Below are 21,608 nucleotides of genomic sequence, written 5' to 3' on the forward strand. Positions count from 1 at the left end.
GTGGTGGATTATTGTAACCCAAGTTTTTTTAAACGGTTATATAATGTGGCTCTCGTTACCCCAAGTTGTTTCGCACATTCTAATTTATTACCATCTAAAATGCGTAAAGCTCTTTCAATTACCTTTTTCTCGTGCTCATCCATCTCTTCTTGTAATGAAAGAATCGTGTTATTGTTGCTGAGTAATAGGGAATGAGACGTTTGGTTCTCTGAAGTATCATTTGTATGAAACGGTAAATATTCTTGTTTTATAATGCCGTCTGACGCAAATACGACGAGTCTTTCAACTACGTTGCGGAGCTCACGGATATTCCCTGGCCAATTGTAATGAAGCAACTCATGCATAGTGCTTGAAGGTAAGTCGCGAACTGGTCTGTTATAGTTTATTGAAAAATCGTTTAAGAAGGAGTACGTTAATTCGATAATATCTTCTCGTCTTTCACGCAGTGGTGGAATATGCAAGCTAACTACATTTAAGCGATAGTATAAATCTTCTCGGAAAGTTCCTTTCCTCATTTCTTCTTGTAAATCACGGTTTGTAGCAGCGATGATGCGGAAATCTATATTTATTTCTTTTTCTCCACCAACTCGGTAATACTTTCGTTCTTGCAGTACACGTAAAAGTTTCACTTGCATATCGAGCGGCATTTCGCCTATTTCATCGAGGAATAAAGTACCGCCTTGTGCAAGCTCTATTTTACCTTTCTTACCTTTACTATTCGCACCAGAAAACGCTCCTCGTTCGTAACCGAATAATTCACTTTCAAATAACGCTTCTGGAATTGCACCGCAGTTAATCGAAATGAAAGGGGCATTTGCTGTTTCGCTCGCCTCATGTATTGCCTTCGCAAATACTTCTTTTCCAACACCACTTTCGCCAAGTATTAAAACTGTAGATTTCACAGAACAAACCTTTCTAGCTAATTGAATCGTTCTTTGTATGACAGGGCTTTTTCCATTCATCGCATGGAAAGGGTCAGATGTATCTTTATATTTTGCTACTTCTTGTTCTAAACGGTGCATTTCATGCGACATATTAAATAATTTTTCATTCAATACAACTTGATTTGTAACATCCGTTTCAGAAACGACTGCTCCGATAATTTCATCGTTACAATAAACAGGATTTGAATTAATTAAAACGAATAAATCAGGGCGAGGCTGATGGAACTGAGCGATTATACTTTTTCCGTCATGTAATGAATGTAAAATTTCTAAATCTTTATAATCAAAAAAACGAGTGATGGGTTGTCCGATAATTTCATTCTGGTTGACTGAAAAGATTTTCTCAGCACCATCTGTCCAAGTACGAACGCATTCTTTATCGTCGATGACTGTAACAGAAGAATCCGACGTTTGAATAACAGTGTTATAAAAAGCTTGTAGTTCATTGTAGTACTTATAAAGAAAAGGAATCGTTTGCTGAGCAGTTATACAGCATATAGGTTCTTGGTTTTCGTTAATAATGACAACGGCTGGTTCATGAGAAAATGCGTCGATTAAAGCAGTGAAAGAGTCCTCTTCATATATAACTGCGCAACGCCATTCTTCAGTAGATGAAGGGATGTAATAAAATTTTTCACCTTCCTGTTTCATGTGCTTAACGATACTTGTACGATCAATTGACAAAATTTTTATAAACTCTTTTATTGTTGGAAATGAAAATGCCATAGTGCCCTCCTGTTATGTATAAAAATTTAGACAGTGATAAAAAAATAATACACCTATTTACGATAAATTTAAAATATTTTTACAAATAAAAATTATTTCATATAAATATTTCTGTATGTAGAGTTGGCACACCAATTGCATAAATAGAAAGTGAGAGATTTAGGAGAAAGGAGGGTGCTATGTGAGACACTGTGACGTTTTAATAATAGGTGGTGGAATTATAGGATGTTCTATTGCATATTACACTTCAAAATATGGAAGAGACGTAACAATCATTGAAAAAGGGGAATTTGTCAGTGGGACGTCTTCACGGTGTGACGGGAACATTTTAGCGATTGATAAAGACCCAGGGTTTGATAGTCAAATGTCGTTAGTAAGTCAAAAATTAGTAACTGAATTAAGTGAAGAGTTGGAGCACTCATTTGAATATAGGGCACCAGGAAGCATTCTCGTTTGTGAATCAGACGAAGAGATGGAGGCAGCACAGCAATGGGTGAATCGTCAAAAAGAAGTTGGTTTACCGTTTCGAATGCTTGATAGGCAAGATATAAGAGAGGAATCACCATTTTTTGCAGATGATTTATTGGGTGGTTTAGAGTGCGCAACTGATTCAACTGTAAATCCATACCTTCTTGCTTTTTCACTTCTTGCAGAGTCGAAAAAATTTGGTACGAAAGCTTTTAATCATACAGAAGTAAAGGAAATGAAAAGGGATATAGACGGATCCTTTATTGTAGAAACGACAAATGGGACGTTTACCGCGAAGCAAGTTGTGAACGCAGCCGGTGTTTGGGCTCCTAAAATCGGACAGATGTTAGATGTGAATATCCCAATTGAACCGAGAAAGGGACATATTATTGTAGCTTCAAGACAACAGCACGTAGGTTCTCGTAAAGTAATGGAATTTGGTTATTTAATTTCTAAATTTGGTGGAAAACGAAAAGTGGATGCTTTAACTGAAAAATACGGGGTAGCTCTTGTGTTTGAGCCAACAGAAAGCCAAAATTTTTTAATTGGTAGCAGTAGGGAATTTGTAGGGTTTCATACGAGAATAAATAATGAAGTCATTAAATGTATTGCGAACCGAGCGATTCGTTTTTATCCGAAAATGGCAGATATGATGGTGATTCGTTCATATGCTGGATTACGCCCGTGGACAGAAGATCATTTGCCGATAATTTCACGAGTGGAACATATCCCGAATTACTTTATAGCAGCAGGACATGAAGGTGATGGAATTAGTCTTGCAGCGGTTACTGGGAAAGTAATTGAGGAGTTATTAAATGAAAAAGAAACAATCATTCCTATTGAACCACTTCGTTTGAGTCGTTTTACAGAAAGGGTGTTAAACGGATGAGGTCACAAAGAATCTTTACGACAATTGATACACATACGGGCGGGAATCCAACGAGGACATTAATTAGCGGACTTCCTAAGTTAAGTGGAGAGACGATGGCAGAGAAGATGTTACATATGAAAAGGGAGTATGACTGGATTCGAAAATTGTTAATGAATGAACCACGTGGTCATGATGTAATGTCGGGGGCACTTTTAACAGATCCGTGTCATCCGGAAGCTGATATAGGCGTTATATACATAGAGACAGGTGGATATTTACCGATGTGTGGTCACGATACAATTGGTGTATGTACAGCTTTAGTTGAATCAGGTTTAATTCCCATAGTTGAACCAGTTACTTCTTTAAAGCTAGATACACCAGCTGGCTTAGTTGAAGTAGATATTACTGTTCAAAATGGTAAAGCGAAAGAAGTCTCCTTCTGTAACATTCCAGCTTTTTTACTGAAAAATATTTCTGTACACGTCGATGGAATTGGAACTGTAGAGGCTGATATTGCGTATGGAGGGAATTTTTATGCCATTATCGATGCGAAGTCAGTAGGTTTAGAGTTAGTGCCAGAAAACGCTTCTGCAATTATTGATAAGGCGATTCATATTAGAAATACAATTAATGAGAAGTTTGAAATCATTCATCCGCAATATTCGTTTATAAGAGGATTAACACATATTGAATTTTATACAGATCCTACTCATGAAAGTGCGCATGTGAAAAATACAGTTGTAGTTCCACCAGGAGGAATTGATCGATCTCCATGTGGTACAGGAACATCAGCGAAGTTAGCTGTATTATACGCTCATAAAAAAATCGACATCGATGAAGAATTCGTTCATGAGAGTATTGTAGGTTCTCTATTTAAAGGGTGTGTCATAAATACAACATCTGTAGAAAATATTGAAGCTGTAGTAACGAAAATTACGGGATCAGCTTGGCTTATGGGTATGCATAGATTTTTTTACAATGAAAAGGATCCACTTAAAGAAGGCTTTTTGCTAATTCCGCCGATGGAACATGAAACGGAGGATGTAAAATGAACATTCAAAAAATGTATACAGCAGTAGATGTGCACGTAGCTGGCGAGGCATTTCGTGTCATTAAAGACGTACCATGCAAATACTACTACAGTTTGGAGCAACTAAATGAACAATTTTCAGGCGAATTAGCAGAAGAAATGAAGCTTTTATTAAATGAACCACGTGGTTTTATCGGTTTAAATGGATGTATTGTTGCTCCTTCTATTCATACTGAAGTCGATGCAGCTGTATTGTTTTTTAATCATGAAGGATCCATTCCTCTTCATTACGGCGGCATTGTTGCGGTAATAACGATGTTACTAGAAAGCGGATATTTAAAAAAGAGAGATTCTAATCAATACAAAATTGAAACGTTATCCGGCATATTTTCAGTCAACGCTTATATAGAGCATGATGAAGTTATATCTGTTTCGTTTGAAAGCAAATTATGTTATATGGTTGAGAAAGACTTGAAGATTGGTAATATACGTTATTCTCTCATACAAGCAGATAAAGTATATGCAGTTGTAGAAAAGGATACGTATTCGCCAGAAATTTGTATTGAAAACATCTCTAAATTAAAAAAATGGGGAGAATCTACACTTCAAGCTATTCAAAAACAATCTATTATAAAAAGACTTATTTTAGTAGATCCTTCGTCAAAAGAAGAAAATCATATAAAGACGATTACATTTCATGAGGATAACTTTATTGTGCGTTCACCGGGGTTTGTTTCTACAATTGTGTCTTATGTTAATGCTTTATTTAAAAATGATTTTACAACGGATAAACCTTTTAAAAACGAAAGTATATTTAATAGCTTTATAACAGTGGAAAAAGTGAAGAAAGAAGAACTAGGATACATTTTCCGTTTTGAAAGTAGAGGGTTTATTACAGGAATGCAGACGTTTATATTAGACCCTACAGATCCATTTCCGACAGGTTTCTTATTAAAATAAAATGTTAAAGGGAGAGATAAAGATGCAAAAGATTAAAGGGGCATTTCCAGTATTAATAACGCCGATGGATGAGTTTCAAGAGATTAATTGGGATGGTGTAAAACAAAACGTAAACTACTTTATTGAGCAAAAAGTAGCTGGAATTATTATTAATGGAAGTACGGGAGAATTTGTTAGTTTATCAAAAGAAGAGCGATTTAAGATGGTAGAAACAGTATTGAAAGAAGTTGATGGCCGTATTCCAGTAATTGTTGGAACTGCTGCCGAGACGACGAAAGAAACGATTGAATATACGAAATATGCAGAAGCGCACGGAGCGGATTGTGCATTAATTATTAACTCTTACTATTGTAAACCGAAAGAAGAGGAAATCTATTTTCATTTTAAAGAAATCTCAAACGCTGTAAATATACCAATTATGTTATACAATAATCCGTTTACTTCTGGTGTTGATATGAGTACAGAGCTAATGCTCCGTATCGGAAAAGAGTGTGGAAATGTTACACATATTAAAGAATCTAGCGGAGATATTCGAAAAGCGAGAGATTTAGTAAGACAAGGCGAAGGTGCTTTTCAAGTCTTCTGCGGATCTGAAGATTTAGTTATGGAATCCTATTTAGTTGGTGCAACGGGATGGGTTTCAGTAGCAGGAAATATCGTTCCAGGTCTCGTTACGAAAATGTATGGGCATTTTCAAAATGGGGAGTTAGAGAAAGCGTGGGAGATAAATGATGCTATTTTACCTCTTTGTGAATTTCTTGAAGGATCAGGAAAATATGTACAAATCGTTAAACGTTCAATGGAATTACACGGGCAAGCTGGGGGGCCTTCACGTTATCCGAGACTAGGCTTAACTGTAGAAGAAGATCAAAAACTTCAAACGATTTTATCCCGCATAAACGGGCAGTTTGACCCCCACCTCAAAATGCGGTAGATGCAAGAAAGTTATGTGGGAGTCGGACTGCCCGTAAAAGCCCGATTGGTTCAACTAATAATCAGCGGGGAAAAACCCCCCACTGATTAAAGTTTCACTTTATCAGAAATTGCAGCCCATGCAGCTGTTTAAATAAAGGGGAGAGTATATATGTTAACGACAAACATTGAGCTGAAACCAAAAGTGAAAGCGTTTTTAAATGAAGAAATTAAAATGTTTATTAATGGCGAATTTGTTCCTTCTACTAGTGGGAAGACGTTTGAAACTTACAATCCAGCGACAGAGGATGTTCTTGCGGTCGTATGTGAAGCGCAAGAAGAAGATATTGATATCGCAGTAAAAGCGGCAAGATCCGCATTTGAATCAGGTCCTTGGACAGAAATGACTACTGCTGAAAGAGCGCATCTTATTTATAAACTAGCAGATTTAATTGAAGAGCATAAAGAAGAATTAGCACAGCTAGAAGCATTGGATAATGGGAAACCCTATCAAGTTGCACTTGAAGATGACATTGCAGCGACAGTAGAAAATTACCGTTATTATGCGGGTTGGGCTACAAAAATTATCGGGCAAACGATTCCGATTTCAAAAGATTACTTAAATTACACACGCCATGAACCTGTTGGCGTTGTAGGCCAAATTATTCCGTGGAATTTTCCACTCGTTATGTCTTCTTGGAAAATGGGAGCTGCACTTGCGACAGGTTGTACGATTGTATTAAAACCGGCAGAGCAAACACCTTTATCTTTACTATATACAGCGAAGCTTTTTAAAGAAGCTGGTTTTCCAAACGGTGTTGTAAACTTTGTACCAGGTTTCGGTCAAGAAGCAGGTGCTGCAATTGTAAACCATCATGATATTGATAAAGTAGCTTTCACAGGTTCAACAGTTACAGGGAAATATATTATGCGTCAATCTGCAGAAACAATTAAACATGTAACGTTAGAACTTGGTGGTAAGTCACCAAATATCATTTTAGAAGACGCTGATATAGACGAAGCGATTAACGGTGCGTTCCAAGGAATTATGTATAATCATGGTCAAAATTGTAGTGCAGGATCTCGCGTGTTTGTTCATCGGAAACATTATGAAACAGTAGTAAATGAACTTGTAAAAATGGCAAATGACGTAAAGCTTGGAGCAGGTATGGAGCAGGAAACTGAAATGGGGCCGCTCGTATCTAAAAAGCAACAAGAGCGTGTGCTAAATTACATTGAACAAGGAATAGCTGAAGGCGCTACTGTTGCAGCTGGTGGAGAACGTGCATTTGAAAAAGGTTATTTCGTCAAGCCAACAGTATTCACGAACGTTACAGACGATATGACAATCGTCAAAGAAGAAATATTTGGACCAGTCGTAGTTGTACTCCCATTTGATTCGACGGAAGAAGTAATTGAAAGAGCGAATCGCTCATCTTACGGACTTGCAGCGGGTGTATGGACACAAAATATTAAAACAGGACATCAAGTTGCCAATAAATTAAAGGCAGGAACAGTGTGGATTAATGATTATAACTTAGAAAATGCTGCTGCACCATTTGGTGGATATAAGCAATCTGGTATTGGACGTGAGTTAGGTTCATATGCGCTTGATAATTATACAGAAGTGAAGAGTGTTTGGGTAAATATAAAGGAATAATGGAATAAAAAGAGGATGCGGGCAACTGGAAGGTATGATAAAGGTTGTCCGTTTTCTTATATATAAAATTGCTTTTTCAAAAGAATTATAAGGGGGATTTGGATGGAGAAGTTAGTAGAATGGTTAGTAGGGCAAGTATGGAGTATCGGTTTAGTTGTTTTCGCATTAGGAGCAGGAGTGTATTTTACAATAGCCACTCGCTTTTTACAAATTCGTTATTTTAAAGAAATGATTAAACTACTTTTTGAAGGGAAAAGCTCAGAGACAGGAATATCATCTTTTCAAGCATTTTGTTTGGCGTTATCAGGTAGGGTTGGAATTGGGAATATTGCAGGGGTAGCGACAGCAATTGCTTTCGGCGGGCCTGGAGCTGTATTTTGGATGTGGATAATGGCTCTATTAGGAGCAGCTAGTGCATTTGTTGAATCAACATTATCTCAAGTATATAAAAGTAAAGTCGGGAATGAATATCGCGGCGGTACACCATATTTCATTGAGAAAGGCTTAAAAATGAAATGGTTTGCGGTCATTGTAGCAGTCGTTGTAACACTTTCATATGGCGTTTTATTACCAGGTATTCAATCTAGTAGTATCGCTGTTGGATTTGAAAACTCTTCTGGCATTAGCAAGTATGTAACTGGTATATTTTTAGTCGTATTATTAGCAGCGATTATTTTTGGTGGAGTAAAAAGAATTGCAGGCGTTTCTCAAATGCTTGTTCCTTTTATGGCAGTTGGATATGTAATTGTTACATGTATTATATTAATTGCGAATGTAACGGAAATCCCAAATATGTTCGGTCTTATTTTCTCAAGTGCGTTTGGTGTAAATGAAATGTTTGGCGGAATCGTTGGAGCAGCTATTGCTTGGGGAGTAAAGCGCGCAGTATTTTCAAATGTCGCTGGTGTTGGAGAAGCGACGTATAGTTCTGCCGCTGCTGAAGTATCGCATCCTGCAAAACAAGGGTTAGTTCAAGCATTTTCCGTATACATCGATACAATTGTCGTATGTACAGCGACAGCTCTTATGATTCTAATAACAGGTATGTACAATGTAACACCTGAAGGGAAAAGTGCTATTGTACAGAATATAGGAAATGTGGAAGCAGGTCCAATTTATACACAACAAGCAGTTGAAACTGTTATGACAGGGTTTGGTCCATTATTTATTTCAATCGCAATCTTCTTCTTCGCATTTACAACGTTACTCGCTTACTACTATATTGCTGAAACGACGCTTACTTATTTAGATCGTGGGCTCAAATATAATTGGTTAAAACCAGTTTTAAAAATTGGATTTTTAATTATGGTTTATATCGGCAGTGTAGAATCAGCTTCGCTTTTATGGAATCTCGGAGATTTAGGAATTGGGAGTATGGCATGGTTAAACCTAATCGCGATTCTACTATTAAGTAAAACAGCATTAAAAGTGTTAAAAGATTATGAGACGCAGAAAAAAGAAGGAAAAGATCCAGTTTTTGATCCTAAAAACGTAGGGATTGAAGGTTTAACGATTTGGGAAGAGCGGAGTAAAGAGGGTGAAAGAAGAAACTCTAAAGAAAAAGTGTCGGTGGATGATAGTGTTAAATTTTAAACATGCAAATTTTTATAATTAAAAAACTGAAAATTCGCTCTTTTTAAAGGTGTATATGGTGGTCCTTGTTTATCCTTAAACAAAAGGCTGTATTGATCTTAGTAAAGGGGTATTTGAAGTTTGTTGTGTCTCAGTTGTAATTTCTGTAGAACTAAAATGTACTCAGTGATGATTCTAGCGCATGAGTGTATGGTGGAATAGAAAAATCAAAGATATTAAAAGCGAAACAGCTCTCCTTAAAATAAGCTTGTAAGGAGAGCTTTTTATTTTAGCCTAATTTTTTTGAAAGAGTTTCAGTTGTTTCATATAGTCAATAGCTTTTGTTTTATTTCTTTGCTTAGAAACATATTGTGCTTCGTTTAAATCTCTATAATAATTATTAAATATTTCTTCAGAAAGAATTCCATCAGAGATAGCTTTTTTAACCGCGCATTGTGGTTCATTTGTATGCGAACAGTTAGAAAACTTACATCTCCTAGATATATCCGCTATATTTTCATACCCAAAATCAAAGTTACCTTTATGATTTATTAAGTCAAATCCCATCTTACTAATAAGCAATCCCTCCACTTTTGAAAGAGTTTTTTAGAATCATACATATAAATTTTATCATTTTCAATCTGTATTTATTTTTAACCGCCAATTGTTACAATGCATTAATTTACCTGGTGGGTACTCAAATTCGCAATCAGAAATAAATGTAAAGTTAAGCTTACGACAAACTGCATTTGAAGCAGGATTATGAATTGAAGGGAAAGCATGTATAAAGTTATATTTATTCTCTTTCATTGCTGCATCAATTGCTAGTTTAACTGCGAGTGTTGCTATTCCTTTTCCTTGAAATTGAGGTAGTACGCTCCATCCAATTTCATATAAACTTTCATCATTCCAAGTAGTTTTCCAATACCCGACAGAACCAACCTCCACAAAATCGGGAGATTGAGTAATACTAAACATTTGCCCGCTATCACCAAGTTTAAGATAACGTCTATGTCGTTTTAAAATTTGTTCTTTCGTTTCAGGTCCTCCTAGATATTCCATCATTTCTGGGGCGTTTATTTTAAAAAGGAGATTAAGGCTGCTTTCTTGCCAAGTATTAATTTGTATTTCACGTTCTCCACTTCTTCCTAAAATATATATCAACTCCTTAAACTGTTTTTTTATTTTATTTCTTTGATTGATGGGAGAACTCTTTCTTCAATAATTTCGCTCTTGTGCTAAAGTGATGGTGTTTATTTCAATATTCTATATCTTCATAAATTGATTTCTCTACATCAGAGAGAAGTGTGTATATGCTCTTACCGATTAAAGATTCTAATTCTTTCTTAATTGCATAGAATCCTTTCCAATGTAATGAGGTATGAGAGGTTGTGCCATGACGTAAACCAACGGAAACCAATCTTCTTTCAAGCGTAGTAAAGCCATCCGCGTCAGCGAGAGCATCACAGAGGGTAATTACTTTATTATATAAGTCGTAGTCACTATGTTCATTCAGTGTGTCAACCAACTGGATTTTCATATGATCGGGAACAAGACTCCACTCCGCTGCGATATCTATATGTTCATTTTTGCAAGGAAATGAATGCGTCACACATATAATGGCGTTTCCGGTATACCCTAAATCATTCATGTACATATAGCCATCATAGGAATGAATAACAGATTTGGTAAAACCTTTGTATCTTCCTATATCATGCAGGAGGGCAGCATTGTATGCTACGTCAACATCTAGGTCATACCCATTTTCAATAAGTTCTACAATTATTTTTTCAGTTGCATGGGCAACATGAATTGAATGTTCGAACCAAGGACCTGGGTTTTGTTCATATGCCCACTCGAGTAATTCTCTTGCGTATGTCCTATCTAATATATACTTCATATAGGTATCCTTTCTCTAAAAAATCATATCTTCAATAATTTCATCTTAATATTTAATTATTCCTGCTTTAAAAATTGTTAAAATAAAAACAAAAGGGGGAAAAGTAATGCAGAATTTAGTAATTGAAGAAATTAAACTAATAGAAGATAGTATTGAAGAACTTTCTAAACTTTTGCAAACTGTAGTAGATGATGGAGCATCAATTGGTTTTTTACCCACACTTGAGCAAAAAGAAGCAACAAATTATTGGCAAACGGTTTTAGCACCAGAAGTGATATTATATGTTGCTAAAGTAAACAATGAAGTGGCAGGTAGTATTCAATTACACTTAGTTACAAAGCCTAACGGGATCCATAGAGCCGAGATTTGCAAGTTAATGACTCACCCAAACTTTAGACGTAACGGTATTGGACGTTCACTTATGCAAAAAGCAGAAGAGAGAGCAAAACAAGAAAACAGGTCTCTTTTAGTATTAGATACTAGAGAAGGAGATCCTTCTAATAAATTGTACAAGTCATTAGACTATCAAGAATCCGGTAAAATACCAGGGTATGCAATTTCTCCGAATGGTGAGTTAGATGCAACGGTAATTTATTATAAAATGATTTAGTACCTTTCTATGTAAAAAATGATGGTGGAGTTAGATCAGAAACAACAGTAACCCATGAGGCGAATGTACCTACTGATCGAAGTGGATATCATCTTATTTTAGTGGTTTGGGAAATTGCAGACACAGGAAATGCATTTTATCAAGTTATTGATGTGAACCTTGTAAATAATGGTTTAGCTACAAAGTTAGCATTTAACAATGTAGTGTAAGTTCCTACATTATTTTAAGAAAAGGTAGCCTTTGATCATCTAAATCATCTTAGATGATCTTTTTTTGTGAAAACGATGTAAAATATAGAAGAAAGTGCAATTATTTATAAAAAAATGTGTCTAAAATATTGTCATATTTGCTTCTTTAAGATATCCTTTTCATGAAGAGGTGGAAATCATGGAAAAAGTACTAGTTTTCGGGCATAAAAACCCAGATACAGATGCAATTTGTTCTGCAATTGCTTATGCAGAATTGAAAAAAGAATTAGGAATGAATGCTGAGCCTGTACGTTTAGGCGAAATCAGCGGTGAAACTCAATTTGCGTTAGACTATTTTAAAGTAGAAGGACCGCGTTTTGTTGAGACAGTAGCAAACGAAGTGGACAATGTTATTTTAGTTGACCATAACGAGCGTCAACAAAGTGCTAACGATATCGAATCTGTTCGAGTGTTAGAAGTTATTGACCATCACCGTATTGCTAATTTTGAAACAAGCGATCCTATATACTACCGTTGTGAGCCAGTTGGTTGTACAGCTACAATCTTAAACAAAATGTACAAAGAAAATGGCGTTGCAATTCGTAAAGAAGTTGCAGGTTTAATGTTATCTGCAATCATTTCAGATTCTTTACTATTCAAATCTCCAACTTGCACAGAACAAGACGTTGCAGCTGCTCGTGAACTAGCGGAAATCGCTGGTGTTGACGCAGATAGCTACGGATTAGAAATGTTAAAAGCTGGTGCTGATTTAAGCGGAAAAACAATGGAGCAATTAATCTCCCTTGACGCTAAAGAATTCCAAATGGGTAACGCGAAAGTTGAAATCGCACAAGTAAACGCTGTTGACACAAACGACGTTCTTGTACACCAAGCGGAACTTGAAAAAGTTATCTCTGCAGTAGTAGAAGAAAAAGGTTTAGACCTATTCTTATTCGTTGTAACTGACATCTTAACTAACGACTCTGTCGGTCTTGCGATCGGTAAAGCAGCAAACGTTGTTGAGAAAGCATACAACGTAACATTAGAAAACAACACAGCTACTTTAAAAGGTGTTGTATCTCGTAAAAAACAAATCGTACCAGTACTAACAGAAGCATTCCAAGCTTAATATTATTGAGTACGGATAAACAGGAAGGACAAGTAGTCAGATTGGCTGCTTGTCTTTTTTTTTCTCTTTTAAAATGATAGAAAATTAGAATTTTTAACGAGGAGGCTTGCGTATGTTTAATGGCTCAAAGACGTTAAAATGGGATAAAAATAGGAAATGTTATGACTTGGAAACGTTGGAAAACAAATTTCGATCACTTTTAAATCAAAATATTTCTTCTGTTGCTGAATTAGAGGAATGGCTAATGAAGGAACAGCGTTTAACTGCTGAAGTGGAAGAGGTGTTAACGAGTCATTTAATTACTGTGTATAGAGATTCAAAAGATAGTGCTATGCGTGATTTACATAAGTATAATCAAAATGTGATTCAGCCACTTTTAAAAAAATATAATGCAAAATTTGATCAGAAATTTATTGATTGTCCGTTTTCGAAATTATTAGATGAACGAAAATACGGATATATGAAAAAAATAAGATTGGTGAAGAGCAAAATATTTAATGAAAAGAATATTTCTCTTGCCGTTAAGGAAGAGGGTCTTATAACGAAGTATAGAGAAATTATGTCTAACATAACAATCAATTGGGATAACGAAATAAGGACGTACGCATACGTTAAAGCAAAGTTAGATAACCCAAATAGAATCATTCGTGAAAAGGCATGGCATGCTTTATGTGAAGCAAGAAGTGTAGTAAAACCAGAAATAGATTGTATTATGAATGAACTTGTACAATTACGGAATCAAATAGCCCTAAATGCAGGGTTTAACAATTATAGCGAATATATTTTTAAGCTAAAAAACAGAGAATATAGTATTGAAGACTGTTATGTGCTTCATGAATCTATAGAGAAGCTTGTTGTACCCGTATGGAAACGATTAGGCAATCTTTTTAAAAGGGATCTTGGTGTAAAAGCGTATCGTCCATGGGATCTTGCTCCCTGTACATTGCGGAAAGTTTCATTTCAAAATTCCAATGATTTATTGGATGGGGTTGAAGAGATGTTACGAAAGACGGATTCATATTTTCATGAGGAATTTATTCATATAAGGAAATCAGGATTAATTGACGTAGAAGAACGGGAAAATAAGGCGCCAGGAGCTGCTTGTTTTACTTTCCCTCATAGTAAGGATGTTTTTGTTTATTCTAATTTTAGCCCGTCATTTAACGCAATTAATGCACTCATACATGAAGTGGGTCATGCGCTTCATTTCTATAAACAGTTTAACAATGAAAGTAGTATGCAAGAAAAATATCTTCGTGAAGAAGTAGCTGAGCTGTATTCTCATAGTCTCGAGCTATTACTAATGGATAAGCTTGATATTTTTTATAAGGAAGAGAATGAATATAAAAAAGCACAACAAGAACAACTGCATCGGGCTTTGTCTATATTAATTACGCCAGTTTCAGGTGATCTATTTCAACACTGGTTCTATACAAATCCAAATCATTCATCAGAAGAACGGGATGAGAAATATCTTGAATTATGTAAAAGGTATAAATTTTCATTAGTCGATATTACAGGCTATGAGGAAGGAATTGGTGCGAGTTGGATAGAATCGTTCCATTATTTTCAGTATCCTTTTTACAAAATTGAATATGCAATTGCACAATTAGGAGCACTACAATTATTTCAAATATATCGGGAGAATCAAGAAAAGGCGATTACTTTGTTTAAAGAAGGAGCGAGTACGGATTGGAATTTATCTATACAGGAGATTTATGAAAATACAGGTGTTACATTTGATTTTTCGCAAGAAGTTGTACAAAGTACTGCCGGGGCTGTACTTGATATGATAAGCGAATTAAAATAAGGATAGCATCCGCTATCCTCCCGAACGTTTATTCATAAGATCGTTTCTTATTTATAAAAAATGTAGCAATAGCAGCAATAATGAAAATAGGTATTGCGTACGCTTGCCCAACAAATAATTTCCATCCTACAGAATTATAGCCGTCAGATGCTGGAATGATAATTGCGATGATACAAACAATAATATAAGCTAATAATGCTGGGAGTATATTTTTCATAGTTGCTCACCTCCTTTTAATACTACATTTATATATCATACTATTGAATAGGGATTAGAAGATTAAGTGTACTTGATTTTACGAAATCTTAACAAATTTACTAAAGGATGAGGTGTATGCATGTTGTATGAAAGTGACTTTAGTACGGTGTGTTTATGTAATAATATATATGTTTAATCGACTGTTCTAAAAGAAATCAAACTAAATATGGGAGATAATGTAATTTTATCTTTCGAGATTATTATATAGTATTTTGCAAAAAAATGTACTGAAAAATTAATATTTCATAAGTAAGATAGAAACGAGGTAAGAAATAACGATGAAAAGGCTATGCATAATTCCATGCGGAAAAAAGAAAATTTGGGATAAGTATCCAGATTACGGCCCGACAGAGGCAAAAGATGTATATATTAGTCCGTTCGGAAAAGCATGTCAGGCGTACGCAACTGAGTTTTTCGAAAACTGGGTTATATTATCAGCAAAGCATGGATTTTTAAGGCCAAATGATATTGTACAGGAAAATTATGATCTCGCATTTGATTCAAAAAGTAGTGAGATTATTAGTATAGAACAATTACAAAAGCAGATGTTTGATAAAGGCTTACTTCAATTTGATGAGATCGTCTTACTTGCGGGGAAGAAGCATAAAAAAGTAGTGACGAAGTTATATCCAGAAGAAATCATTACATATCCGTTAGAAGGATGTAGAGGGATTGGGTATATGTTGCAGAGGTTGAAGGGTGCTGTGGAAGCGCAGCAGGAAGTATAGGGATGAATTAGTACTATAGATTCAAATTACATCACATTGATATATATAATAGACTAGTAAACAAGTCATTTCATACTTTCAAACATAGAATATGATGAATTCTATTATGTATTAGGGGGGAATCATATTCATGAGAAATAATTGTCGTTGTAGACATTTCCCAGATTGTAATAGATTTTGTGATGATTGTTGTTGTAGACGTAAACGTAAACGTCACTGCGATTGTGATGATTGCCGTTGCAATCGTAAACGTGAAGAAGATGATGATGATAAATGTCGTAAGTGGTAATTTTTGTTGAAAGAGTACTTTGAAGTAAGTACTCTTTTTTGTGTATGAATCTTTTAAATTCCATTTTGAACAGATTTTTTTTCAATTTCCCACGTATCTTGTTTTTTAATTTTTAAAGCTACATTAGTACCGTTAGATTCCTTATAAAAGATATATCCGTGGTCTGATTTAACGTAAGTTGAAGGCTCACTTATGCAATCTTGAGAACAAGATGTATTGATAAGCTCAATTAAGGATAGTTCGCTCAGATCGGTTTTACTAGCCTCTATAAGTGTATCAAGGTTCGTTTTGCGAAAGCCTTGTAAGTTTACATGGAAATTCTTTTCTATTTCTCCAGTAACGCTAGTATTCATTGCTTCAACTGAAGTTTTCTTTTCTAAAAGAAAACCATTTCCATAAAGAAATTTTGTATATCCAAGCCACGCGATTAAAAATAGTATAAAAAATACACCAACTGTTCTAAGTCTTCGAAGCCGTTTACTTACGATTGATTCTGAATATTTCATTCAGCCTAATCCTCCAATGTTTTTATTTTAAAGTATGCTTGGGTACATATATTTAGAAGGAGATGAAAGTTAGCGAGTTAGTGATTCAAAAAAAGAAAGCATCTGAAATTAGGTGCTTTCTTTTTGAATACTTTCTGCTATCTGTTAGTTACATGTTTCATAAGAGGTCTTATTTCTTTAACAGGTGGTTTTTTATCATATACATCAATGTAAGAAAAATAATAATTTAAATTTCTAAGGAGACCTTTTCCTATTTTTGCACTTAAGAAAGGGAATACTTGTCCAGTATAATCATCGAGAGATTTACAATAGTATTTTTCATCTAAGTAAATACTGTATTTACAAGTTAGTTCTACTAATGAATTACCTTCATCATCAAATACTTCTTTAGAATCAATTATGTCTATTAGTGCAAATTTCTCATTCAGATAAACTTTTTTCTTTTTCTCGTATTTATTAGTAAGGATAAAAACGAGACCAATGGCGTTAATCAAACTATTTCCTCCTATAAAAATGGCTATTAATAAAATATATCGATATAAGCTAAATGTAAAGAGGTGAGGTGTAAATATCATATAGATAGAAAATTTAACAAGCCGATTTGAAGAGAAATCGGCTTGTTTTTATTGAAATACTTGAGGAAATTGTTTTACGATTGCATCCGTTATAGTATCAGCCATTTCCAATGCTTCTTTTTCAATTTTATCGTACAGTTTTACGCCTGAAGCATAATCTTTATTTAAAATGGCGAGTGCTTCAGCTTTTGTTAGTGCTAGATGCTCATAAAACATCTTTCTAAAGTCTTCCTTATCTATATACGGGTTAATACTGTGAAGAAAATCAGTAATTTCATCTGCGTTTGCATACCACTTTTTCTCTATAGATGAAGCGGCATTTTGATCGCCTGCTTTTGCGGCTTTAACAAGGTCAGCAGCAAGCACTAAGTGGTCTTTAATTAATGCACTATATATTTTAACTGCATTTTCACCATAGAACGGTTCAAGAGATAGTCCCATATGTGTTGCGTTTTGTAGAAGACGTCCAACAGTAGCATCTACATCTGGTAAGTCAAAGATGATACTTATAATAGCTAATCTCGTCCAAGCGACATGTTGTTCCCATAAAGAACGCATATAACCTTTTAAAAAGTTCTCGTTTTTACTAATTCGGTAATTTCGTGTTAATAAATCAAAGTTCCCATAAGGGTTATGAGTGGGGGAGTAATATGATTGCCAATAAGTATACATAAATAGTGACACTCCTTTGAACATGTATACATTACAGTATGATAACCGTTATTTTTAAGTTACGTGTCCAAGAATTTTTTCGAGAATAGGAAAAGGAGTGGATTGAAATGATGAATAAAAACCTAATTGCGTTATATGCGGATTAAAGGAATTTCAAAATAAAAGAGGCCCTGCAAGGGAAGATGCAGGACCTCAAAAGGGTATTGCCGAGATGTCGGACTCGACTACGTAATATTAACATAAAATTCTCTCAAAAAGACCTGGTAAATGTGTCCAAATGAAAAGGGTGCTTTTTAATAAAGTTAAAGGGATCTGCTTCCCGCGGCAGATCCCTTTAACTAGATAATGTTGATGAGCAAAAACTCATCTGGAGTACTTTCATAGTAACAAATGAAAGTCACTTTGTGTATTGAGAAAAAATGAATTGCTTAAATGAATGTAACTGATTTGTAGTTTGCTTTTATTGGATAATAATCATTTGTAGTGAGTGGAATAGGGTCCTAAAATGGAGAAAAGACTTGTAATCCAGATTAGGATACATTGGAATATGCAATCATAAAAAAGACCTGCTAATTTAAGCAGGTCAACATAAGGGGTTTATCCAACAGATTATTATATATGGTAACAACTGTATTGTAGTAAGTCTATACGTTTTATATTGAGAAAATTAGTGTGAATGATTTATTTTTGACACATGTATTAACGCTTAAAAAGTTGAGAAAGGAAATTAAATAGCTTTCTATAAGAAAATAAAGGCTGATACTTATAAAATGATTCATATTTCCACGCATCATTATTAGAGAATTGGAGTTGTTTATTTGACGCTTTAGGCTGGATAGAGCTATTGTAACGACGTTTCATATTTTAACCTCCTCAAATTCATATGTATACGATTAGTAGTATTCTAGGAAGGCAAATAAAATGAATATTTATATTGAAATTCTTTCTTTTTGTGTACTAGATTTGTATTTTGCGAGAATCAGTTTGATGAGAGATTATATATAACTCTTTCATTCATCACTTTCATGACGCATAAGTGATGATATAATAGAAATAGATGAAAGATATAGAAAAGCAGGTGACTCTTTTTTGTTTACAAAAGCTCAAGAACTTTTAGCGTCTTATTTCGGCTATTCGTCATTTCGAAGAGGACAAGATGAAACAATTAAAAATGTATTAGATGGGAAAGATACGGTTTGTATTATGCCTACGGGCGGTGGTAAGTCAATTTGTTATCAAATTCCCGCATTAGTATTCGAAGGAACAACATTAGTTATATCACCTTTGATTTCACTTATGAAAGATCAAGTAGATACATTAATACAAAACGGTATTTCCGCTACGTATATTAATAGTTCTATTTCTATTGCAGAAGCAAATCAACGAATTCAATTGGCAAAACAAGGACACTACAAGTTACTTTACGTGGCGCCAGAGCGTCTTGATTCTATGGAGTTTGTTGACCAACTTATGGATATGAAAATCCCGATGATTGCGATTGATGAGGCACACTGTATTTCACAGTGGGGACATGATTTCCGCCCGAGTTACTTACATATACACCGCATATTAGATTATCTTCCGGAAAAACCGCTAGTTTTAGCGTTAACCGCAACAGCAACACCACAAGTACGTGACGATATTTGTAGCACACTTGAAATTAATCAAGAAAATACAATTATGACAACGTTCGAGCGCGAGAACTTATCGTTTTCGGTGATTAAAGGACAAGATCGTAATGCATATTTAGCAGATTATATTCGTCAAAATCAGAAGGAATCTGGGATTATATATGCAGCTACAAGAAAAGTAGTCGATCAATTATATGAAGATTTAGGGAAAGCAGGAGTTTCGGTATCGAAATATCATGCAGGTATGAGCGATCACGATCGAAATGAACAGCAAGAACTCTTTTTACGAGATGAAGTCAGTGTTATGGTAGCAACATCTGCATTCGGTATGGGGATTGATAAATCGAATATTCGTTACGTTATTCACTATCAACTTCCGAAAAATATGGAAAGTTACTATCAAGAAGCGGGACGTGCTGGTCGTGATGGATTAGATAGTGAATGTATTTTGTTATATTCTTCACAAGATGTGCAAGTGCAGCGCTTTTTAATTGATCAATCAACAGGAGAATCTCGTTTTTCTAATGAGCTTGAAAAACTCCAAAATATGACTGATTACTGTCATACAGAACAATGTTTACAATCATTTATTTTACAGTACTTTGGAGAAGAGCCGAAGGAAGATTGTGGCCGCTGTGGTAATTGTACTGACGACCGTGAAAGTATCGATGTGACGAGAGAATCACAAATGGTACTATCTTGTATGATCAGGACGAATCAACGATTTGGAAAACAAATGATTGCACAAGTATTAACTGGATCGAAAAATAAGAAAGTCATTGAATTCAATTTTCATACTTTGCCTACGTACGGGCTTTTATCAAACCGTAGTGTAAAAGAAGTTAGTGAGTTTATTGAGTTTTTAATATCAGAGGAGTTAATCGCAGTTGAACATGGTACGTATCCGACATTGAAAGTAACGGAAATAGGAAAAGACGTATTACTTGGTAAAGAGAACGTTTTACGCAAAGAACGAGTAGAAACGAGACAAATTGTTCAAGACCATCCTTTATTTGAAGTACTGCGTGAAGTGCGTAAAGAAATTGCACAAGGAGAAGGTGTACCGCCGTTCGTTATTTTCTCTGACCAAACGTTAAAAGATATGTGCGCGAAAATGCCGCAAAGTGACTCTGAGCTCTTAACTGTAAAAGGAATTGGAGAACACAAACTTGTGAAGTACGGTTCTCACTTCTTACAAGCAGTTCAGCACTTTATTGAAGAAAATCCAAACTATGCTGAAACAATTAAGACGGAAGTTGTTACAGAGCGTAAAAAGTCAGGGAAAGCATCAGCAAATTCTCATTTAGAAACGTATGAAATGTATAAACAAGGCATTAATCTAGGTGAGATTGCGAAAAAGCGTGATCTATCAAGACAAACAATCGAAAATCATTTAATTCGTTGCTATGAAGATGGTATGGAAGTAGACTGGAAAAGCTTCGTTCCAGCAGAGTGTGAATCTCTTATTGAAAATGCCGTACAAAATGCAGAAGGTGGTTTGAAATCAATTAAAGAACAACTTTCAGATGAAGTGAGTTACTTTATGATTCGTGCTTATTTACAAATGAGGAAGTAGAGACATATAAAGGGGATAGGGATATATGCATCACGTTTTCGTTTATGGTACGTTAAGAAAAGAGCAAACGAATGCTCATTATATGCAAGGTGCAACATGTATCGCAGATGGAGCATGGACGTATGGGAAATTATTTGATACTGGAGAAGGGTATCCAGCAATGATTTGTTCAAGCGAGGAAAAAGTATATGGGGAAATTTATGAAGTAAATGATGATGTGCTGCAAAAATTAGATGAGCTCGAAGAATATACAGGTAATGCAGAGACTGATCTATATGACCGGCTTACACAATCAGTATATTTTGAGGATAGAGAAATACATGTATATGTGTATGTTGCTCAAGATAAAGAAATGTTGAAGAAGGTTATCATTTCTGGTGATTGGGTGAAGTATCAAAAAGGAAAATGAAAGCAGCTATAAAATAATGTGAAAGCAGATAGTAGAATAATTCGCTATCTGCTTTTTACTATAGTTTTGGTTGTAATTACTTAAGTATTTTTTAATGAATCTTCTTCAAACTTTTTATAAGCTTCTTCCATTCCCATAATTACATCTTTAATTTTCATGTGACCTTCGGTATAGACAGAGTGAC

21 protein-coding genes and 1 pseudogene are annotated in these 21,608 nt (G+C 35.0%); 13 read left to right on the forward strand and 9 right to left on the reverse strand.

The annotated features are described in order from the left end of the window. Window positions 1-8: 8 nt before the first annotated feature. Window positions 9-1,670, reverse strand: coding sequence for a sigma-54 interaction domain-containing protein (locus BAU28_RS17470; protein ID WP_071719324.1), 1,662 nt, complete (start codon window positions 1,668-1,670; stop codon window positions 9-11). 181 nt (window positions 1,671-1,851) lie between these two features. Here BAU28_RS17470 and BAU28_RS17475 point away from each other — a divergent pair, with 181 nt between their 5' ends. The 6 genes from BAU28_RS17475 (at window position 1,852) to BAU28_RS17500 (ending at window position 9,164) form a co-directional block, all read left to right on the forward strand. Continuing rightward, complete coding sequence (locus tag BAU28_RS17475; RefSeq protein ID WP_071719325.1) at window positions 1,852-3,027, forward strand: NAD(P)/FAD-dependent oxidoreductase; 1,176 nt, start codon at window positions 1,852-1,854, stop codon at window positions 3,025-3,027. Then, the gene (locus BAU28_RS17480) at window positions 3,024-4,061 is read left to right on the forward strand and encodes a proline racemase family protein (RefSeq protein ID WP_071719326.1); all 1,038 of its coding nucleotides are present in this window, start codon (window positions 3,024-3,026) and stop codon (window positions 4,059-4,061) included. The genes BAU28_RS17475 and BAU28_RS17480 overlap by 4 nt, the downstream gene beginning before the upstream one ends. Continuing rightward, on the forward strand, window positions 4,058-4,999 hold the full coding sequence (locus tag BAU28_RS17485) for a proline racemase family protein (protein ID WP_071719327.1): 942 nt from the start codon (window positions 4,058-4,060) through the stop codon (window positions 4,997-4,999). The genes BAU28_RS17480 and BAU28_RS17485 overlap by 4 nt, the downstream gene beginning before the upstream one ends. Before the next feature lies 1 nt (window position 5,000). Then, window positions 5,001-5,933, forward strand: a complete 933-nt coding sequence (gene dapA, locus BAU28_RS17490; RefSeq protein ID WP_116500377.1) for a 4-hydroxy-tetrahydrodipicolinate synthase — start codon at window positions 5,001-5,003, stop codon at window positions 5,931-5,933. Window positions 5,934-6,083: 150 nt separating this feature from the next. Then, on the forward strand, window positions 6,084-7,571 hold the full coding sequence (locus tag BAU28_RS17495; RefSeq protein ID WP_071719329.1) for an aldehyde dehydrogenase family protein: 1,488 nt from the start codon (window positions 6,084-6,086) through the stop codon (window positions 7,569-7,571). 102 nt (window positions 7,572-7,673) lie between these two features. Continuing rightward, a complete protein-coding gene (locus BAU28_RS17500) occupies window positions 7,674-9,164 on the forward strand; it encodes an alanine/glycine:cation symporter family protein (RefSeq protein ID WP_071719330.1) in 1,491 nt (496 codons plus the stop codon). 273 nt (window positions 9,165-9,437) lie between these two features. Here BAU28_RS17500 and BAU28_RS17505 read toward each other — a convergent pair whose 3' ends face one another. From BAU28_RS17505 to BAU28_RS17515, 3 genes are all read right to left on the reverse strand, one after another. Then, window positions 9,438-9,710 (reverse strand): ribosome small subunit-dependent GTPase A, encoded by a 273-nt coding sequence (locus tag BAU28_RS17505; protein ID WP_048371019.1) that lies wholly within the window; start codon window positions 9,708-9,710, stop codon window positions 9,438-9,440. 69 nt (window positions 9,711-9,779) lie between these two features. Next, complete coding sequence (locus BAU28_RS17510) at window positions 9,780-10,304, reverse strand: GNAT family N-acetyltransferase (protein ID WP_071719568.1); 525 nt, start codon at window positions 10,302-10,304, stop codon at window positions 9,780-9,782. Window positions 10,305-10,401: 97 nt separating this feature from the next. Then, window positions 10,402-11,043, reverse strand: a complete 642-nt coding sequence (locus BAU28_RS17515) for an HD domain-containing protein (protein WP_071719331.1) — start codon at window positions 11,041-11,043, stop codon at window positions 10,402-10,404. A 106-nt stretch (window positions 11,044-11,149) separates the two neighbouring features. Here BAU28_RS17515 and BAU28_RS17520 point away from each other — a divergent pair, with 106 nt between their 5' ends. From BAU28_RS17520 to BAU28_RS17535, 4 genes and pseudogenes are all read left to right on the forward strand, one after another. Next, entirely contained in the window at window positions 11,150-11,653 is a 504-nt protein-coding gene (locus BAU28_RS17520; RefSeq protein ID WP_071719332.1) for a GNAT family N-acetyltransferase, read from the forward strand. Next, window positions 11,647-11,862, forward strand: a pseudogene (locus BAU28_RS17525) (lytic polysaccharide monooxygenase); the annotation flags it as partial. The gene BAU28_RS17520 and the pseudogene BAU28_RS17525, both read left to right, overlap by 7 nt. A 178-nt stretch (window positions 11,863-12,040) precedes the next feature. After that, on the forward strand, window positions 12,041-12,970 hold the full coding sequence (gene ppaC / locus BAU28_RS17530; RefSeq protein WP_071719333.1) for a manganese-dependent inorganic pyrophosphatase: 930 nt from the start codon (window positions 12,041-12,043) through the stop codon (window positions 12,968-12,970). 112 nt (window positions 12,971-13,082) lie between these two features. After that, the gene (locus tag BAU28_RS17535; RefSeq protein ID WP_071719334.1) at window positions 13,083-14,780 is read left to right on the forward strand and encodes a M3 family oligoendopeptidase; all 1,698 of its coding nucleotides are present in this window, start codon (window positions 13,083-13,085) and stop codon (window positions 14,778-14,780) included. A 28-nt stretch (window positions 14,781-14,808) separates the two neighbouring features. Here BAU28_RS17535 and BAU28_RS17540 read toward each other — a convergent pair whose 3' ends face one another. Continuing rightward, window positions 14,809-14,997, reverse strand: a complete 189-nt coding sequence (locus BAU28_RS17540) for a DUF4017 family protein (protein WP_071719335.1) — start codon at window positions 14,995-14,997, stop codon at window positions 14,809-14,811. A 319-nt stretch (window positions 14,998-15,316) separates the two neighbouring features. Here BAU28_RS17540 and BAU28_RS17545 point away from each other — a divergent pair, with 319 nt between their 5' ends. Continuing rightward, window positions 15,317-15,766, forward strand: coding sequence for a DUF6884 domain-containing protein (locus BAU28_RS17545; protein ID WP_071719336.1), 450 nt, complete (start codon window positions 15,317-15,319; stop codon window positions 15,764-15,766). A 342-nt stretch (window positions 15,767-16,108) separates the two neighbouring features. Here the strand turns inward: BAU28_RS17545 and BAU28_RS17550 are convergent, their stop codons facing one another. From BAU28_RS17550 to BAU28_RS30455, 4 genes are all read right to left on the reverse strand, one after another. Further along, window positions 16,109-16,561 (reverse strand): hypothetical protein, encoded by a 453-nt coding sequence (locus tag BAU28_RS17550; RefSeq protein ID WP_071719337.1) that lies wholly within the window; start codon window positions 16,559-16,561, stop codon window positions 16,109-16,111. 137 nt (window positions 16,562-16,698) lie between these two features. Continuing rightward, the gene (locus BAU28_RS17555; protein ID WP_071719338.1) at window positions 16,699-17,055 is read right to left on the reverse strand and encodes a cytoplasmic protein; all 357 of its coding nucleotides are present in this window, start codon (window positions 17,053-17,055) and stop codon (window positions 16,699-16,701) included. Between the two features lie 129 nt (window positions 17,056-17,184). Beyond that, window positions 17,185-17,808 (reverse strand): acetylglutamate kinase, encoded by a 624-nt coding sequence (locus tag BAU28_RS17560; RefSeq protein WP_071719339.1) that lies wholly within the window; start codon window positions 17,806-17,808, stop codon window positions 17,185-17,187. Between the two features lie 699 nt (window positions 17,809-18,507). After that, window positions 18,508-18,669: a hypothetical protein gene (locus BAU28_RS30455; protein WP_083594784.1), complete on the reverse strand. Its 162-nt coding sequence runs from the start codon at window positions 18,667-18,669 to the stop codon at window positions 18,508-18,510. Between the two features lie 228 nt (window positions 18,670-18,897). Here BAU28_RS30455 and recQ point away from each other — a divergent pair, with 228 nt between their 5' ends. Beyond that, window positions 18,898-21,015 (forward strand): DNA helicase RecQ, encoded by a 2,118-nt coding sequence (gene recQ / locus BAU28_RS17565; protein ID WP_071719340.1) that lies wholly within the window; start codon window positions 18,898-18,900, stop codon window positions 21,013-21,015. Window positions 21,016-21,040: 25 nt separating this feature from the next. After that, the gene (locus BAU28_RS17570) at window positions 21,041-21,424 is read left to right on the forward strand and encodes a gamma-glutamylcyclotransferase family protein (RefSeq protein ID WP_071719341.1); all 384 of its coding nucleotides are present in this window, start codon (window positions 21,041-21,043) and stop codon (window positions 21,422-21,424) included. Window positions 21,425-21,608 lie beyond the last annotated feature (184 nt).

Origin of the sequence: Bacillus paramycoides (assembly GCF_001884235.1) — a bacterium.
Classification (GTDB): domain Bacteria; phylum Bacillota; class Bacilli; order Bacillales; family Bacillaceae_G; genus Bacillus_A; species Bacillus_A paramycoides.

What these genes read in the sequence shown, in the direction of transcription:
- BAU28_RS17470 (WP_071719324.1), bottom strand. Translation starts at nt 1,670, where the DNA reads ATGGCATTTTCATTTCCAACAATAAAAGAGTTTATAAAAATTTTGTCA.
- BAU28_RS17480 (WP_071719326.1), top strand. Translation starts at nt 3,024, where the DNA reads ATGAGGTCACAAAGAATCTTTACGACAATTGATACACATACGGGCGGG.
- BAU28_RS17485 (WP_071719327.1), top strand. Translation starts at nt 4,058, where the DNA reads ATGAACATTCAAAAAATGTATACAGCAGTAGATGTGCACGTAGCTGGC.
- dapA (WP_116500377.1), top strand. Translation starts at nt 5,001, where the DNA reads ATGTTAAAGGGAGAGATAAAGATGCAAAAGATTAAAGGGGCATTTCCA.
- BAU28_RS17495 (WP_071719329.1), top strand. Translation starts at nt 6,084, where the DNA reads ATGTTAACGACAAACATTGAGCTGAAACCAAAAGTGAAAGCGTTTTTA.
- BAU28_RS17500 (WP_071719330.1), top strand. Translation starts at nt 7,674, where the DNA reads ATGGAGAAGTTAGTAGAATGGTTAGTAGGGCAAGTATGGAGTATCGGT.
- BAU28_RS17505 (WP_048371019.1), bottom strand. Translation starts at nt 9,710, where the DNA reads ATGGGATTTGACTTAATAAATCATAAAGGTAACTTTGATTTTGGGTAT.
- BAU28_RS17515 (WP_071719331.1), bottom strand. Translation starts at nt 11,043, where the DNA reads ATGAAGTATATATTAGATAGGACATACGCAAGAGAATTACTCGAGTGG.
- BAU28_RS17520 (WP_071719332.1), top strand. Translation starts at nt 11,150, where the DNA reads ATGCAGAATTTAGTAATTGAAGAAATTAAACTAATAGAAGATAGTATT.
- ppaC (WP_071719333.1), top strand. Translation starts at nt 12,041, where the DNA reads ATGGAAAAAGTACTAGTTTTCGGGCATAAAAACCCAGATACAGATGCA.
- BAU28_RS17535 (WP_071719334.1), top strand. Translation starts at nt 13,083, where the DNA reads ATGTTTAATGGCTCAAAGACGTTAAAATGGGATAAAAATAGGAAATGT.
- BAU28_RS17540 (WP_071719335.1), bottom strand. Translation starts at nt 14,997, where the DNA reads ATGAAAAATATACTCCCAGCATTATTAGCTTATATTATTGTTTGTATC.
- BAU28_RS17545 (WP_071719336.1), top strand. Translation starts at nt 15,317, where the DNA reads ATGAAAAGGCTATGCATAATTCCATGCGGAAAAAAGAAAATTTGGGAT.
- BAU28_RS17550 (WP_071719337.1), bottom strand. Translation starts at nt 16,561, where the DNA reads ATGAAATATTCAGAATCAATCGTAAGTAAACGGCTTCGAAGACTTAGA.
- BAU28_RS17560 (WP_071719339.1), bottom strand. Translation starts at nt 17,808, where the DNA reads ATGTATACTTATTGGCAATCATATTACTCCCCCACTCATAACCCTTAT.
- BAU28_RS30455 (WP_083594784.1), bottom strand. Translation starts at nt 18,669, where the DNA reads ATGAAACGTCGTTACAATAGCTCTATCCAGCCTAAAGCGTCAAATAAA.
- BAU28_RS17570 (WP_071719341.1), top strand. Translation starts at nt 21,041, where the DNA reads ATGCATCACGTTTTCGTTTATGGTACGTTAAGAAAAGAGCAAACGAAT.